This is a genomic window from Sorangium sp. So ce1153 (genome assembly GCF_051521595.1).
In the GTDB taxonomy this organism is placed as follows: Bacteria; Myxococcota_A; Polyangia; order Polyangiales; family Polyangiaceae; genus Sorangium.
The window spans coordinates 11,610,751-11,625,396 of the sequence record NZ_CP150361.1; the positions used below are offsets into that span (position 1 = coordinate 11,610,751).

Below are 14,646 nucleotides of genomic sequence, written 5' to 3' on the forward strand. Positions count from 1 at the left end.
GGGGCGTCAAGCGCGCGGGCGCCGGGGGCGCGACGGACCCGCGAGGAGGTTGCGTCCTCCTCTGAGCCCCGCGCCAGAGTTATCCGGCCGCGCGGCGCCCCAGGAGGAGGCCAGTCCATGAGCTTCACATCAGGGGGTCGGAACGATACGAGCCGGGCTGAGGGGCGGGCGGGCGCTGCTCTCCATCAGCCTCCAGCGGCCCGGCAGGACCTCTTGCCGCTCAGCCCACCTCTTCCCCTGCCCCCTCGAAGACGCCCCGATACACCTCATCGAGCGGGAGGCTGCACCCGATCGACGCGAGCTCCGCGACGCCGCTCTCCCGCACGTCGTGGAGCGTCCATGTCCCGTCATCATTGCGGCGCAAGACCTCCACACGCCTCCTCTGGTACGAGACAAGCACGTACTCGCTCAGCGACGGGATGGCCTGGTAATGAGCAAACTTCTCGCCGCGGTCGTAGGCCTCGCTGCTCGGCGATAACACCTCCACCAGCACGACCGGGTTGAGGATGCTGTTCTCGTCCGCCGGATCGCGCTCCAGCCGACCACACACCACGCTGACGTCCGGGTACGTCGCGAGCCCTGTGGCCTGGCTCCGCACCCGGACGTCGGAGTTGTAGACGCGGCAGCGGCGATCGACGAGCTGGCCACGGAGCACGCTGGCCACGTTGACCGCCATGAGCCCGTGCTCCGGCGTGCCCCCGGCCATCGCGAAGATCTCGCCGTTCGCATACTCGTGCTTCGTCTCGCTCGCATGCTCCCGGACGAGGTACTCGGCGAACGAGAACTTCAGCTTCCGCGCGGGCTCGGCCATGCTCAACCTCTCCCCCCTAGACTACCGCGCCGCCGTGCGCCGAGCGAGTCCGTCAGCGCTCACCACCTGTCCTCGACCGCCTCCACCCGCACCTCACACGTGTCATCCCCCCGGAGCGGCGACTTCGTCTCTTGCACCCGGAACCGAGTCCCTATCTTGAACAGCCCACCATATGTCTCCGCGTCGATCGGCCGCTCCGTCCCGAAATCGACGCGGTGCAGGAGCTGCATGATCGCGAGCGCCGTCCCCTGCTGGAACAGGAGCCGGGCCCTCGCCGTGGGACCGTGCTTCATCGCGTAATACGCGCTCTCGTGCGTCATCGGCGCCCGCAGCACCAGCAGCCGGCCGGGCTGGAACTCCGGCGCGGAGAGCGCCCCCCAGCCGAGCGCGCGGGCGAGCCCGAGGAGCTGCTCCAGTCGCTCGTGCTGGTCCCTGCCCACCGGGCCGCACGCCGCCTCGAACGACGCGGACGCGAGCATCCCCCCGAGCAGATGGAACGCGCCCGTCTGCGCCGCCTCCCGCACCAGCGCCTCGAACACCGGGACCAGCTCCGGAGACCGCCGCTCGACGAGGTGCACCGTGTCGAACGTCTTCTGGTGCACATACCCCACCGGCAAGAGCGCCAGGTTCACGCCGTACGCCGAGATGAGCCCCCGCTCGTCGGCCCGGAGCGCCCCGAGCTCCTCGAGCATCGCGAACCCCACACGCCGCGGCCGCGCCGCGAGGCCGCCCTCGTGCGCCCAGCTCACCCGCGCGGACTCGACCAGCTTGCGCGTCAGCGCCTCGCCGAACCGCGGCCGCTCGGACCGCCGCGTGAGCAAGAACGTGCAGACCGCATCGCCCCGCCCGACGCACGTGACCTCGTCGGCCTCCAGACGCCCCCAGTCCGACGGGAACGCGAGGCTCGCCGCCGCCGCGCAGTAGCCGGACGCGAACGCGTCGACGACCATCCGGTTCTGGACCCGGCCGCCGTACTTCGCGAGGAAGCTCGTCCCGTGGAAGAGCGACTCCGCCTGCACCGCGCCGCCCTCCGCGCTCAGCTCGAACCGCAGCCGCCCCTGCCCCATCGCGGCGAACAGCTCGCCCGCGAGCTCGAGCTTCTCCCGCGGCGAGGCCCCGTGGCGCTCCGCGTACAGCGGGCCGAGCAGCGCGTGCGCCGCCTCGAACGCCGCCTGCCGGCGCACGCCGCGGCTCTCCCCGCCGAGCGCGTCGAAGATCGTCTGCTCCAGGAACAGCGCGAAGTGGTGCGAGTGCGCGATCACCACCTGGTCCGCCACGTGGAGCAGGCTGTGCGGGACGATCGGGCCGAGCAGATCGCCCAGCGGCCCCTCGATGCGACCCCGCAAGCCCTGCCGGAGCGCCGTCACAGGAGCCTCCGCAGCGCGGCGCGCTCCAGGCCGAGGATGTCCGCCACCGCCGTCTCGATCAGCACCATCGCCTCCGCGCCGAGCTCGCCCGGGTGCTCCAGCGCGAGCGGCGTCAGCCCGGCGCGCAGCGCGAGCCGCAGCCGCGCCACGTGCGGCTCCGGCGCGCGGGATTCGAGCAGCGCGAGCAGCTGCTCGATCCGCGCGGCCTCGGGCGACGGCGCCTCGGAGGGCGGCGGCGTCCCGCCCGCCCGGCGCGACGGGACGATGGAGGCGCCCCGCGGCGGCGCCGAGCGCGCGACCCCCCGCACGAGATCGTCCACCGTGTCCGCGCTGAGCGGCTCCTCGAACAGCCCCGGCGGGTCGCTCAGCATCTCCTCGGGCGGCTCCTCGAGCGGCAGCTCGGGCGCGAGCGCCGCGGCGAGCCGCTGCGCCACGAGCCGCGCCATGCCGAGCGGCATCGTGCCGTCGAAGAGGCTCGCGACGACGCAGGCGCGGACGCGCCGCAGGAGGACCGTCCGGCCGCTCAGCTCCAGGGTGACCACCGGGTCCGGGAGCTCCTCCGCGCGGCCGTGCGAGCCGGGCGGCTTGCTCGACGATCGCGCGCCGCGGCCCCGGTTCGACCGGGCGGACGCCTCGCGCTCCGGGACGAGCCGCTGCGCGGCGAGCTGGCTGCCGAGGTACGCGTCGCGCAGCCCCGCGGCGACGTCGCCAGGCGAGAGCGCCGCGCCCTCGCGCACGAACACGGCGTGGACGCGCGCGTCGCTGAGGTGGAAGACGATGATGGCGTCGAGGCCGCCGACGCCGTAGCCGACGCTGTCGAGCGCGATCGGGGCGAGCGGATCGTCGTCGTCCAGCGCGCCCGCACCGGCCGTGATCCCACGACCGAACGAGGGCTCGCCGTGCTCCGCGCTCACCCGACGACCCCGATCGCGGCGTCGAGCGCGTGCTGGCACGCGACCCGGATGGCGTGCGCCTCGCGCGGGACGAGCGGGCTCGAGCGCATGAGGCCGACGATGTACGCCGCCGAGCGCACCTGGAAGCCGATGAGCTGGAAGAAGGGCCCGTCGCCGACGCAGAGCTCGAAGCGCTGCGACGGGGCGCCGGGCAGCGCCGCCACGAGCGAGCCGATCGCCGACGCGATGAGGCCCGAGGCGGCGAGCCGCGCCTCCGTGTCGCGGATCGCGCCGGCGAACGGGAGCCCGGCCGCGTCCGCGAGGAACACGTCCGTGGCGCCCGTCGCCTCGGCGACCCACTCGATCACCCGCTCGCAGCGCGCGACCGGGCCGCCCGCCGCGGAGAGATCCGGGAAGCGCGACCGCTCGCGGAGGTCTCCGTGCCGCGCGCCGAGCGCCTCGACAGCGTCGCCGAGCCGCTCGGCGCGCGGCCCGGGGACCGCCTCGACCGCGTCGTCGAGCCGCTCGGCGCGCGGCCCGGAGACCGCCGCGATCGAGGCCGATGAGGAGGCGGGCGACGGCAGGTCGAGCGCCATGCCGTGCCGCGAGTCGACGTCGTCGGCCGACGAGGGCAGCGCGCTCCGGAGCCCGATCTCGCCGCTCGCGCCCGGGCTCGACATGGGCAGGAGGTCGCTCGACGGCGCGAGCTCCTCGAACGCCGGCGACAGCGGCGACAGCGGCGGCGACGACACCGGCTCCGGCTCCGCCCGCGAGGGCGGCGGCCGCGACTCGAACGACACGAGCGGCGCGCCCGCGGGCGCGACCGACGGCGCCCGCGCCTTCGGCGTCCTCGGCCGCTTCACGAGCGCCGCGGCGGTGGCGACGGCGCTGTCGATGTCAAAGGAGGAGCGAGATCGGGCCATCGTCATCGTCCGGCGAGGTGGGCTCGAGGCGAACGAGCACGTCGTTCGCGAGCTGATCGAAGACCCGCGCGAGCGGCGGAGGCCGCTTCTGCATGAGCAGGAGCGGCGCCCCGCGCAACGACGCCTCGAGGAACGCCTCGTCGCGCGGGATGACGGTATCGAGGATGATCCCGTCGGGGAACCTGGTCCAGAGCGTCTCGGCGACGTCGAGCGACGCGGGCGCCTGCCGATCGAACATCGACAGCACCATGCCGACGAGCGACAGGCGCGGGTTCGCCTCGGCGCGCACGCGATCGATCACCGCGAGCACCTGGCCGACGGAGCGGAGCGCCAGCGGCTCGGCCTGGAGCGGCAGGAGCGCGTGCGTCGCCACCTCGAGCGCCCGCGTCGTCACCTTGCCGAGCCCCGCGGGGCAGTCGACGACCACGAGGTCGAAGTCCGGCGCGAGCCGCGCGAGCACGCTCGGGAGCACGGGCCCGCGGGCGAGCGCGTCCTCGAAGCCCGAGACGGTCGTGGGATCGACCCGGCCGACCGTGAGCACCTGGAGCTGCGGATCGCGCGTCCGGAGCAGCACCGACTCGAGGCGCTCGGCGCCCGTGAGCAGCTCCGCGACGCCAGGCCGCGCGCGGTCGGCGAGGCCCAGCGACAGGCCGAGGCTCCCCTGCGCGTCGAGCTCGAGGATCAGCACGCGATGGCCGGCGCGCGCAAGGGCGAGCCCCAGGTTGAGGGAAATCGTGGTCTTTCCCACGCCGCCCTTCTGGCTCGCGACCGCGATGACGTACATGGACTCCCTGACAGCGCACACCGTGGCGCCCGGGGGCCATCCTACAGGACGGGCGCCGCTGGAAACTACAGCAGCGAGATCCGCTTCATCAGCGTGCCGCACAGATCGCTCTGCGGGTTGCGCTCCCGCTCGACCTTGAGGCCGGCCCGGAAGATCTTGTCGGCGCTCTCGAGGTTGCCGAGCACCACGTGGCAGAGCCCGAGGAGCTCGTGGTCGCCGGGGTCGCCGTGGATCGAGACGAGCTCCGTCAGGGCAGGCACCGCGGCGCGGTGGGCCTCGATCATCGACTCGGTCGGCGTCGACGGCACGCCCTTCGCGAGGATCATGAGCCGCAGCACCTGCCGCTGATCCTCGGGGCGTTGCTTGAGAAAATCCGGCTTCTGGAAGAGATCGCGGTACCCCCGGTAGGCAGCGTCGAGGTCACCCCCGCGCGCAAGGGTGACGATGGACTTGACCGCCTGGACGAGCGCCTCATTCGCCATGACGAGACGATACACGGGCGCGCGCCGCTCGGGGAGACGCCGCGGCGCTGTCGCGGCGTCCCGCGCTTCCGTCGCCGTCGTGCGCGCTGGCGCGCGGCGCGCGGGCGCTTGCGGCGCCGCTGTGCGCCGTGGTAGTCGCGTGGGGCTCTCTCACCGATGCGCGCGTCTGGACCAGAAGCAGGGGCGGCGAGGCAGCGCGCCAGCGCGCCGAGCGGGTGCGCGTCCGGGCGCGGGCCCAGGCACGTCGGCGAGAGCGCTGCTCGTGCGCGCAAAGGAGCCGCCGCGTCGAGGCGCCGCTGGCTGCTCTTCTGCTGCCTGTCGGCCAGCGCGCTCGGCGCGCCGCCGGCGCTCGCGCAGCCCGAGCCGCAGCCAGGCGCGGCCGTGGCGCCGCAGATCCTCGAGCACGTCGATCCGGTGTACCCGCCCGAGCGGCTCGCCGAGGGCGTCGACACGACGGTCACGCTGTTCGTCACGGTCGAGAAGGACGGCACGGTCAGCGACGCTGTCGTCGCCGAGTCCGGCGGCGCGGGGTTCGACGAGGCCGCCATCAGCGCCGCGCGGCGGTGGCGCTTCTCGCCGGCCATGCGCGGCGGCGCGCCGGTGCGGGCGCGGATCCGGGTGCCGTTCCACTTCGCGCCCGGCCCGCACGAGGCGCCGCCCGAGCCGGTGTCCCCGGCGCCCGCGCCCGAGCAGCCGGCGGCGTCCCCGACGCCCGCGCCCGCGCCGCCGAAGCCGGTCGAGTTCGCCGGGGGCGTCGCGGGCCCGCACGCGGTGGCTGAGCCCGGCAAGCCGATCGAGATCCACGTGCAGGGCCGCCCGAACCCGCCGCGGCGCGCGGCGAGCGACTTCCGGATCGGCCGCGCGGCGCTGTCCGCCGCGCCGCACGCGAGCGCCGCCGACATGCTCCGCGCCGCGCCCGGCGTCCACGTGGCGCACCCCGAGGGCGAGGCGGTCGCGCAGCGCATCTTCCTCCGCGGCTTCGACGCCGAGCACGGCCAGGACGTCGAGCTCCGGGTCGGGCCGGTCCCGCTGAACCAGCGCTCGCACGTGCACGGCCAGGGGTACGGGGACCTCAACGTGATCATCCCGGAGGTGGTGCGGTCGCTCCGCGTCGTCGAGGGCGTCTACGACCCGCAGCAGGGCGACTTCGCCGTCGCGGGCAGCGCGTACTTCGACCTCGGCGTCGAGGACCGCGGGCTGCTGCTCAAGGGCACGCTCGGCTCGTTCGGCACGCGGCGGCTGCTCGCGATCTGGGCGCCGGAGGCGCAGTCGGAGGACACGTTCGGGGCCGCCGTGGTGCGCGCCACGGACGGCTTCGGCGACGGCACGCGGGGGGCGATCTCGGGCGCCGCCGTCGGCCAGTACCGGCTGCCCTTGCCGGACGAGTTCTCGCTGCTGCTCCACGTGGCGGCCCACGGCAGCCGCGCGAACCTCGCGGGCGTGCTCCGGCGCGACGACATCGAGGCGGGGCGCGTCGGCTTTCACGACACGTACCGCGACCCGTCGGCCCGCTCGCAGTCGGCCGCGTCGACCCGGCTCCAGCTCGCGCTGATGGCGGAGCGGGAGGACGACGACGGCTCGCAGAAGAGCGCGTGGCTCTGGGCGATGACGTCCGGGTACCGGAGCCGGATGAACTTCACCGGCTACACGCAGCGCTCGCGCGTGCGGCCCGCGTGGGCCGGCCGCGGCGATCTCATCGAGCAGTCGAACGAGGACGTCGCGCTCGGCGGCGGCCTCGCCTACCGCACGCCGCGGACCGCGCTCGCGCCGTGGCTCACCGGCCAGGTCGCCGTCGGGGCCGAGGTGCAGGCCGACGGCATCGATCAGGCGCAGAACCTGCTCCAGCCGCCGCAGAACGAGACGTGGGACCGGCGCGTCGACGCGTCGATCCAGCTGACCGGGATCGGCGTGCACGGCGACGCGCTGCTCGAGCTGTCGCGCTGGGCGCGGCTGCGCGGCGGCGCCCGCGCCGACGTGCTCGTCTTCGACGTGGACGACCGCCTCGGCAACTTCATCCCGGCGTTCCAGAAGGAGACGCACATCGAGGGGTTCCGGCGCACGGCCGCGGGCGTGGCCTTCGGCCCGCGGGCCACGCTGGAGGTCGATCCGCTGCCCGCGCTGCGCCTGTCCGCCGCGTACGGCCACGGCTACCGCTCCCCGCAGGCGCGGCAGCTCGAGGAGGGCGAGAACGCGCCTTTCGCGACCGTGAGGAGCTACGAGGTCGGCGCGACGGTGCGCCCCGGCGGGGGCCTCAGCGCCACAGCGGCCGCCTACGAGACGCGCCTCTCGTACGATCTCGCCTTCGACGCGGCGGAGGGCGGGCTCGCGCGCATCGGCCCGACGACGCGCCGCGGGCTCGTCGTCTACCTGCAGGCGGCGCCGAGCCCGGCGCTGACCGCGGGCGTGAGCGCGACCCTGGCGCACGCCACGCTGGACGCGCCGCCCCCGCCGACGCCCGAGAACCCGACGCCGCCGTACGTCGAGGGGCAGCAGCTGCCCTTCGTGCCGCCCGTGGTGGTGCGCGCCGATCTCGCGGTGAAGAAGCCGCTCGTCACGATCGCGGGCCGGCCGATCGAGGGGCGGCTCGGCTATGGCGCCACGTTCCTGTCGGCGCGGCCGCTGCCGTACGCGCAGAGCGCCGCGCCGCTGCTCGTGATGGACGCGTCAGTGTCGCTCCGGCGGAGCCTCCGCGCCGGCGGCGACCCCGCGCAGGAGGGCCCCTGGATCGAGGTGGGCGTGGAGGCGCAGAACCTGCTCGACGCCGAGCACGCGGACACCGAGTACTCGTTCGTCTCGAACTGGCAGACCACCCCGGTGCCCTCGGCGCTGCCGGCCCGGCACATCAGCGCGGGGCCGCCGCTCACGGTCCTCGGCAACGTGACGCTCTCGCTATGAACGACCGCCGCGATCGCCGCGCTGGCAACGACCGCTCCGCCGCGCGCGGCCTCCTGGCCCTCGCGGTCGCCGCCGCCCCCGCGCTCGGCTGCGCCGGCACCGGTCAGCCGGAGGTCTCCTACCTCGCGCACGCCGAGGCCGCGCCGCCCGGAGCGATCGCCGCCGGCGGCTGGACGGTCGCGCTCGACGAGGCGTCGGTGGCGTTCGGGCCGGTCCAGTTCTGCGCCGCCGCGTCCGGCTCGGCGACGCTGTGCAGCACCGCGATCGCCGAGGTGCTCTCGATCGCGCGCGTGGATCTGCTCGATCCGGAGCCGCAGCCGCTCGGCCGGGTGCGCGGCTTCGAGGGGGAGATCCGGAGCGCGTCGTTCGATTACGGCATCCACTGGTTCCTGACCGAGTCGGCCCCGGCGCGGTCGCCCGCCGCGCCCGGCGGGCACTCGGCCCACCTGCGCGGGCGCGCGACGCGGGGCGCGGACGCGCTCGAGTTCGTCGCCGACGTCGACGCGGTGCCGCAGTTCCAGGGGCAGCGCGCGGTCCCGAGCGTCGCTGTCGCGGCGACGGTCGGCGCCGAGCCGGTCGAGCTCGCGGTCCGCTTCGACGTGGGCGCGTGGCTCGCGCGGGTCGACTTCGACGCGCTGGCGGAGGACGCCGGGGGCGAGGGCGGGGCGGCCGAGGTGGTCATCGCGCCGGGCTCGCGCGCGCACAACGCGCTGGTGATCGCCATGACGGCGCAGAGCCCGCCGGCGTTCGTCTGGTCAAGGGCGTCGGGGGCGCCGTGAGGGGCCGCCGCGGCGCGGGCGCGCGCGCGCTGGCGGCGCGTCGACCGCACCGTCGAGCCGCGCGCCCTCGCGTGGGCCCGGGCGCGCGGTGGGTCGCGCTGCTCGCGGTGCTCGCGCAGCTCTGCGGCCTGGCGCACGCGCTGCTCGTGCGGCACGCGCGCTGCGAGCACGGCGAGCTGGTCCACGTCGGCGCGCTGGTCAGCGCTGCCCACACGGCCCACGCCGCGGCGCTCGCCGCCGCCGCCGCGCCGCAGCTGGCCGGCGACGAGGCGCCCGGCCCCGCCGCAGATCGGCTCGCCGCCCAGGACGCGCGGCGTCACGTCGGCGACGATCACTGCGACGCATTCGCGCTGCGCGGCCAGCTCGGCGCGCCCCTTCACCGGGTGGCAGGGGCCACCTTGCTCGAGGTGCTCCGCCTCGACGCGCTGCGGCCCTCTCCGGAGGTCCGCCCGATTCCACTGCTGATCCTGGCGCCGAAGAGCTCTCCGCCCGCGGCCTGAGCGGCGAGGCGAGCGAGCGATGCGGGCGCGGGGCGCGCGAGGTGCGCGGGCCTGCGCTCGGCCACATGCGGGCGGCGCGCCGGTGCGCGCTCGTCCGCGGTCTTCGGCGAAAGAGGAGCTTGGATCATGAAGAGAGCGAGAGAGACAGGGATCGCGGTCGCGGCGAGCGCGCTCGCGCTGGTCGCGGGGTGCGGCGGGGATGACGACGGCGGCGCGGCGTCCGAGACCGGCACCGTGCAGGTCTTCGTCGAGCCGGAGGACACCATCCCCGAGGGCCTCGAGCCGGGGACGGGGGAGGAGAACATCGCGGACGGCTGGCGGGTCACGTACGACCGGTTCCTCGTGACGGTCGGCAACGTGCGCGCGGCGCGCTCGGACGCGAAGGAGAGGCTGAGCGATCCCTCGGTGTTCGTGCTCGACCTCAGGAACGCGCCGGCCACGAGGTACGTGATCGCGGAGTTCGAGGGCGCGAGCGCGGTGCGCTGGGACCGCTTCGGGTTCGACCTCCCGAACGCGCGGGAGGGGGTGAAGACGCTGCCGCCCACGACGCAGGGCGACGTGGCGCTCATGGTCGAGGGCGGCTACTCGGTGTTCTTCGAGGGCTCCATCGAGAAGCAGGGCGGCGAGTCGTGCCCGCGAGGCGAGGAGTGCGTCCCCGCGGAGCGGGTGCGCTTCAGCTGGGGTCTGTCGGCCGGGACGTCGTTCGACGACTGCGCGACCGAGGACGAGCTGACCGGGTTCAGCGTGCCGACCGGCGGCACGATCGCGGTGAAGCCGACCATCCACGGCGATCACTGGTTCTTCAACAACATCACCGCGGGCGCGGAGCTCACGAAGCGGTACGCGCAGTACATCGCCGACTGCGACCTCGACGGCGACGGCGAGACCACGATCGACGAGCTCAAGCAGGTGAAGGTCGCCGAGGTCTTCGGCCAGGACTACAACCTCGCGGGCGCGCTCGGGGAGATCGAGACGGCGTACGACTACGTCGTCGCGCAGGCGCGCACGCTCGGCGACTTCCAGGGCGACGGCGAGTGCCCGACGCGCGCGGTGCTGCCGTGAGCGGCTGACGGGCGGCGGGCCGCGCCGGTCTTCGTGGCCGGCGCGGCCCGCCGCATCAGAAGCGATAGACGCCTTCGACGGCCGCGCTGATCGAGATCCCGGACCACGCGATTCCGGGGATGTACGTCGTATGAACCGTGCATCTGGCGCCGAGCCTGCTCTCCGGTGGCGACAGCATCGCGCCCAGATGGACGCCCGGCGCCAGGCCGTGCTCCCGCTGGCACCATGTGTCGGCGCAGAGCGGCACGGCGAACACGTCGAGGCTCGGACCGACCTCGAGCGTGAGATCGCGAAGGTGGATCCCGAGCAGGGCGGCGTTCACGTCGATGACGCCGATCCATCGCGGGGTCTTCAGGTTGAACAGGGAGACGGCGTTACGGTAGCGGAGGCTCCACCGTTCCGAGAACCGCCAGCCGACCGATGCGCTGGGCTGCAGGGTCATCCCTCCCGTGGCGCGACGCTCGCCCAGCAGCCTGATGCCCACGCCGAGGCCGACCTCGGCGTCGAGATCGCCCGCGCGGGCGATACCGGGAAGTGAGTAGAAGGCGAGGGCGACGACGGCGGCGGCGCGGCACCGTACAGCGCCGTCGCTCAGAAGTCCCCTCCTCCGCTCGGGGATGGGAGCGGCGGGAGGTCGGTCGGCATGGGAGGAGCGTCGTCGCAGCCGTCGATGTCGTTCGGACAGCTACGCACCGGCAGCGGCGGCGGCGACCTCAGCGGGACGCCGTCGCAGTGCACGTCGTCGAGCCGGAAGCTCATCTTGAAGAGCAGGCGATCCGCCGCCGACATCTTCTCGCTGATTTTATCGAAGAGAAGTCTAGGAAAGGTGTGTTCGCTGTTGCTAATACAGCGCGCAACAACCTCGGTCCAATCCATACCATCTACTTTGAAGGTCCCCAGCACCTCCCGAACAGTCCATCGATCAACCTGCTCATACTCCGTCCATGTACCGCTCCCGGGAGGCTCTTCGAGGTTCCCGGTGCACCGGACCTCGACCACGTCAGCATCCCGATCAAGGGATTCGAGCCATGCTCGAACTCGGCCCGACGTATCATCATCGGGAACAGAGCAGCTCAACAGAGCCAACAGAAACAACAAAATACAATGTCGCATCGCGCACCTCCGATGCCGCAGACGTCCCAAGCCTACCGCTTCGCTACCAAACCGGATGGGGTTACTCCACGTGGATGAGTCATTCCATTTCGAGCACTCTGGCGCGCTCGCAGGCGAGGACTCAGGAGTAATCCTCGGGCGGTACGGGCGGCAAGCCGATCTCTGCCCGAATCGCGTCCCTGGCGTCACGGAGCTCGCGGGTGAGCTCGTTCTCCGGCTCCGCATCTCTCATCCGCTCCAATGTCGCCTCCAACTCATCTGCATACCTCTCGGGCTCGAACGTTTTTCCGCCTTCCGTCATCCGAAGGATTGTCTCCAGCTTGGCCTGGCGCCGCCGCTTCTCGCCTATCAGTACTTCATAGGTGGTCCTCGCGCGCTCGTAACGCAGCACCACCTCTTCGCTCACGCCGAACTGCTCGGCCAGAGCGCGCCGTTCCTCCGCCGGCAAGCCGCCGGACCGTGTCTTGCGCAGGATTGCCCAGATGAGAAGCATGTCTTTCGTCCATTCAACGTTCGTCCCCATGGCCAGTTCACCCTTGCGGCAACGAGAGAACGCCGGTCACCGCGGACGAGCGTCGTCGCAGCCCTCGGTTCCATCCTGGCATCCGCCTGCCGGCGCCGGTGGCCGCGACATGAAACGTTGCCCCTCGCAGCGCACCCCGTGGGCCCAATCGGAGATCTTGAAGGCCAGGACCTTGACCCCCCTCATCATCTCGCTGACGGTACGGGACAGCCGTGCGGGGAGGTCGGTCCGGGCCGCTTCGCGGCGTGCGGCGAGGCGACGCGCCAAGATCTCCTCCTGCTCGTGGTCGACGATCTGGCCGTTGATGACGACCACCGATTCACGAGCGAACCCTCGATCGAGTTGCTCGTCCGCCTCCCATGTCCCGCTCCCGCCGGGCGCCTCGACCGACCCGGTGTACGGGGCCTCGATCGCGCCGGCGCCTGGACCGACCGACGCGAGCCGAGCGTGTCCCCGAATGGACGCATCGTCATCGCGAACAGCGACGATCAGCAGAGCGAGGAGGAACAACGAGACGTATCGGCGCATCACCCAGCTCCCGCGCCCGAGGCGCTCCATACCTTCCGCTTCGCTGCCGGGGTCAGCCGGCGCGACCGTGTACCCAGCGGCTTCGCAGCCGAGCTCTGAGCGCTCTCGACGGGTCGGATCCGTCCGGTTTGCACCAGGGACTGCCTCGATTGCAGACGCTGCGAACGTCGACCGGCCCGCGTCGCGCGCTCTCCGGTTGCGACGTCGTGGATCACCGGTCGTCGAGCGATCACACCGGTCGGGCGCAGGGATCTGACAGCCGCCTTGGCTGCCCCGCGAGAGAGAGGTGCGGCGGCCAGCATTCCGCGCGCCGAGGAGGAGCGCACAGCGAACGGCATGCGGCGATGGTACCTATGGCGGCCGCTCCGCGTCAACCTGCGCCGCGACGCATGCCTTGCGAGCGCGCCCGACGCGGCTCTCGACTGCGATGGGAAGAGCCCGTCGTGGAGGTCGTGTACGTCCGCCGTCCTGGTAGTTCGGTCCGACCAGGAGTAAAGGCGCTCCGGACTGAATTCCGGCCCATCGCAATTGCAACCCCGACCGGTCTCGACTGCACTCCGGACCCCTCCGGACTACAGCCTGAACCCCTCCGGACTGCACTCCGGACCCCTCCGGACTGCAGCCTGAACCCCTCCGGACCGCACTCCGGACCCCTCTGGATTACAGCCTGAACCCCTCCGGATTGCAGCCTGAACCCCTCCGGATTGCAGTGAGGACACTATCTGGCAGGACTCACGGCGCCCCAGCGCGCGATCGCGCGCGCTGGGGCGAAGGGGGAGACCGGCGGCGGCGCGCCGCCGGACGGCTCGTGGATGGCCTCGCTCCCCGACGTGGCTAGAACACCAATCAGGTTGAAACCCCGCGAAAACGCCGGGTTTCATGGCCCACCGCGCCCCAGGACCCCCCGGCGCGTCGATCAACAGGCACGCTGCCGTGAACGCCGGCTCGTAAATCCTCGGATTTGTTGAGCATTCAACCCGTTCGGTGCTCTAGAAGTCGCCCGCCTCCCCGTCCTCTTCCTCCTCGCCCTCCGCCGTCGCGTCCTCCGGCGCGGTGTCCTCCGCCGCGGCGTCCTTCTTCTTCCGCCTGAGCGCGGTGAGCCCGAGCGTGATCTGCGCGCGCGTGCCGAAGACGCCGCGGAACGTCGTCGCCCAGTCGTTGTACCAGAGCCGGAGCGACTCGAGCGCGGCGAGCTGCGCCTCCTTGGCCTTCGCGATCTCCGCCCGGCTCAGCGCGGGCGCGGTCCGGTCGGGCGTCCGGTGCTCCTCCGCGGCGGCGATCAGCCGGCGCATCGCCTCGATCTTCTTCGGCGTGAGGCCGCGCTCACCGAGCGTCTCGTACAGCTTGCGCGCGCCGGGCTCATCGCTCGACGCGAGCTCGTCAATGCGGTTCAGGAACGTCTTCACCGAGTCCACCACGGCGGGGCCGAGCGGCTGCTGCGCTAAATCCTTGAAGAACGCGGCCGCGAACCGGTCGGCGCTCTCGCGCGGCAGCACCCGCGGGATGAGCGCCCGCATCCGCGGGAACCAGAGGTTCTCGAACGCGTCGATCTCCTGGAGCAGGCGCATCCGCTCCGCGGAGACGCCGGCCGCGACGTCGCGCTCATCGCTCTCCGCCAGCCAGTGCTCGAACCGGCGGTTCTTGCCGGAAGCCGTGGTGTACAGCTCCCATCCCAGGTCGTGCTCCTTCTGCGTATAGCCGTGGCGCTTGGCCCGTTCGAGGTGCTTCGGGATGTTGAAGAGCAAGGTGTGCACGCGGCCGAGGAACGCGGTGGCCTCCGCGTCGAGCGCCGTCGGCGTGGCCTCATCGCTCGCCTCGTCGATCGCCTCGTCGAGCGGCTCGGCCTCGGCGCGCTCAGCTCTGGATGCCTTCGGGGACTTTGATGTCTTGGGTTTGCCCATGAGATCCTCCAGCGTGGCAACCTATACGGACAGGCAAGCCCGTGTCATCCGCGGCGCGCGTCGGGAACGTGCATCACCATGTTGC

At 72.8% G+C, this 14,646-nt stretch carries 15 protein-coding genes; 4 read left to right on the plus strand and 11 right to left on the minus strand.

What is annotated here, in order from left to right; genetic code table 11:
* Positions 1 to 220: 220 nt before the first annotated feature.
* The 6 genes from WME85_RS42215 to WME85_RS42240 all read right to left on the minus strand — a co-directional run bounded on the left by WME85_RS42215 (position 221) and on the right by WME85_RS42240 (position 5,260).
* Positions 221 to 811, minus strand: coding sequence for a Uma2 family endonuclease (locus WME85_RS42215; protein ID WP_437829750.1), 591 nt, complete (start codon positions 809 to 811; stop codon positions 221 to 223).
* Positions 812 to 870: 59 nt separating this feature from the next.
* Positions 871 to 2,178, minus strand: a complete 1,308-nt coding sequence (locus WME85_RS42220; RefSeq protein WP_437829753.1) for a hypothetical protein — start codon at positions 2,176 to 2,178, stop codon at positions 871 to 873.
* Positions 2,175 to 3,092: a hypothetical protein gene (locus WME85_RS42225; protein ID WP_437829755.1), complete on the minus strand. Its 918-nt coding sequence runs from the start codon at positions 3,090 to 3,092 to the stop codon at positions 2,175 to 2,177. Before WME85_RS42225 ends, WME85_RS42220 begins: the two co-directional genes overlap by 4 nt.
* A complete protein-coding gene (locus WME85_RS42230; protein WP_437829757.1) occupies positions 3,089 to 3,994 on the minus strand; it encodes a hypothetical protein in 906 nt (301 codons plus the stop codon). The genes WME85_RS42225 and WME85_RS42230 overlap by 4 nt, the downstream gene beginning before the upstream one ends.
* Entirely contained in the window at positions 3,969 to 4,778 is an 810-nt protein-coding gene (locus tag WME85_RS42235) for a ParA family protein (RefSeq protein ID WP_437753892.1), read from the minus strand. Before WME85_RS42235 ends, WME85_RS42230 begins: the two co-directional genes overlap by 26 nt.
* Before the next feature lie 65 nt (positions 4,779 to 4,843).
* Entirely contained in the window at positions 4,844 to 5,260 is a 417-nt protein-coding gene (locus tag WME85_RS42240) for a hypothetical protein (RefSeq protein ID WP_437829758.1), read from the minus strand.
* A gap of 381 nt (positions 5,261 to 5,641) precedes the next feature.
* Between WME85_RS42240 and WME85_RS42245 the strand changes: the two genes are divergently transcribed.
* The 4 genes from WME85_RS42245 (at position 5,642) to WME85_RS42260 (ending at position 10,496) form a co-directional block, all read left to right on the plus strand.
* Positions 5,642 to 8,155, plus strand: coding sequence for a TonB family protein (locus WME85_RS42245; protein ID WP_437829761.1), 2,514 nt, complete (start codon positions 5,642 to 5,644; stop codon positions 8,153 to 8,155).
* Entirely contained in the window at positions 8,152 to 8,934 is a 783-nt protein-coding gene (locus WME85_RS42250) for a hypothetical protein (protein ID WP_437829763.1), read from the plus strand. The genes WME85_RS42245 and WME85_RS42250 overlap by 4 nt, the downstream gene beginning before the upstream one ends.
* Positions 8,935 to 9,005: 71 nt before the next feature.
* A complete protein-coding gene (locus WME85_RS42255; protein ID WP_437829765.1) occupies positions 9,006 to 9,434 on the plus strand; it encodes a hypothetical protein in 429 nt (142 codons plus the stop codon).
* Positions 9,435 to 9,560: 126 nt separating this feature from the next.
* Positions 9,561 to 10,496, plus strand: a complete 936-nt coding sequence (locus WME85_RS42260; RefSeq protein WP_437829768.1) for a hypothetical protein — start codon at positions 9,561 to 9,563, stop codon at positions 10,494 to 10,496.
* Between the two features lie 55 nt (positions 10,497 to 10,551).
* Here WME85_RS42260 and WME85_RS42265 read toward each other — a convergent pair whose 3' ends face one another.
* The 5 genes from WME85_RS42265 to WME85_RS42285 form a co-directional block, all read right to left on the minus strand.
* Complete coding sequence (locus WME85_RS42265) at positions 10,552 to 10,980, minus strand: hypothetical protein (protein ID WP_437829769.1); 429 nt, start codon at positions 10,978 to 10,980, stop codon at positions 10,552 to 10,554.
* A gap of 107 nt (positions 10,981 to 11,087) precedes the next feature.
* Complete coding sequence (locus WME85_RS42270) at positions 11,088 to 11,495, minus strand: hypothetical protein (protein ID WP_437829771.1); 408 nt, start codon at positions 11,493 to 11,495, stop codon at positions 11,088 to 11,090.
* 235 nt (positions 11,496 to 11,730) lie between these two features.
* A complete protein-coding gene (locus WME85_RS42275) occupies positions 11,731 to 12,132 on the minus strand; it encodes a hypothetical protein (protein WP_437829773.1) in 402 nt (133 codons plus the stop codon).
* A gap of 36 nt (positions 12,133 to 12,168) precedes the next feature.
* On the minus strand, positions 12,169 to 12,690 hold the full coding sequence (locus WME85_RS42280) for a hypothetical protein (protein WP_437829776.1): 522 nt from the start codon (positions 12,688 to 12,690) through the stop codon (positions 12,169 to 12,171).
* 959 nt (positions 12,691 to 13,649) lie between these two features.
* A complete protein-coding gene (locus tag WME85_RS42285; RefSeq protein WP_437829779.1) occupies positions 13,650 to 14,561 on the minus strand; it encodes a hypothetical protein in 912 nt (303 codons plus the stop codon).
* Positions 14,562 to 14,646 lie beyond the last annotated feature (85 nt).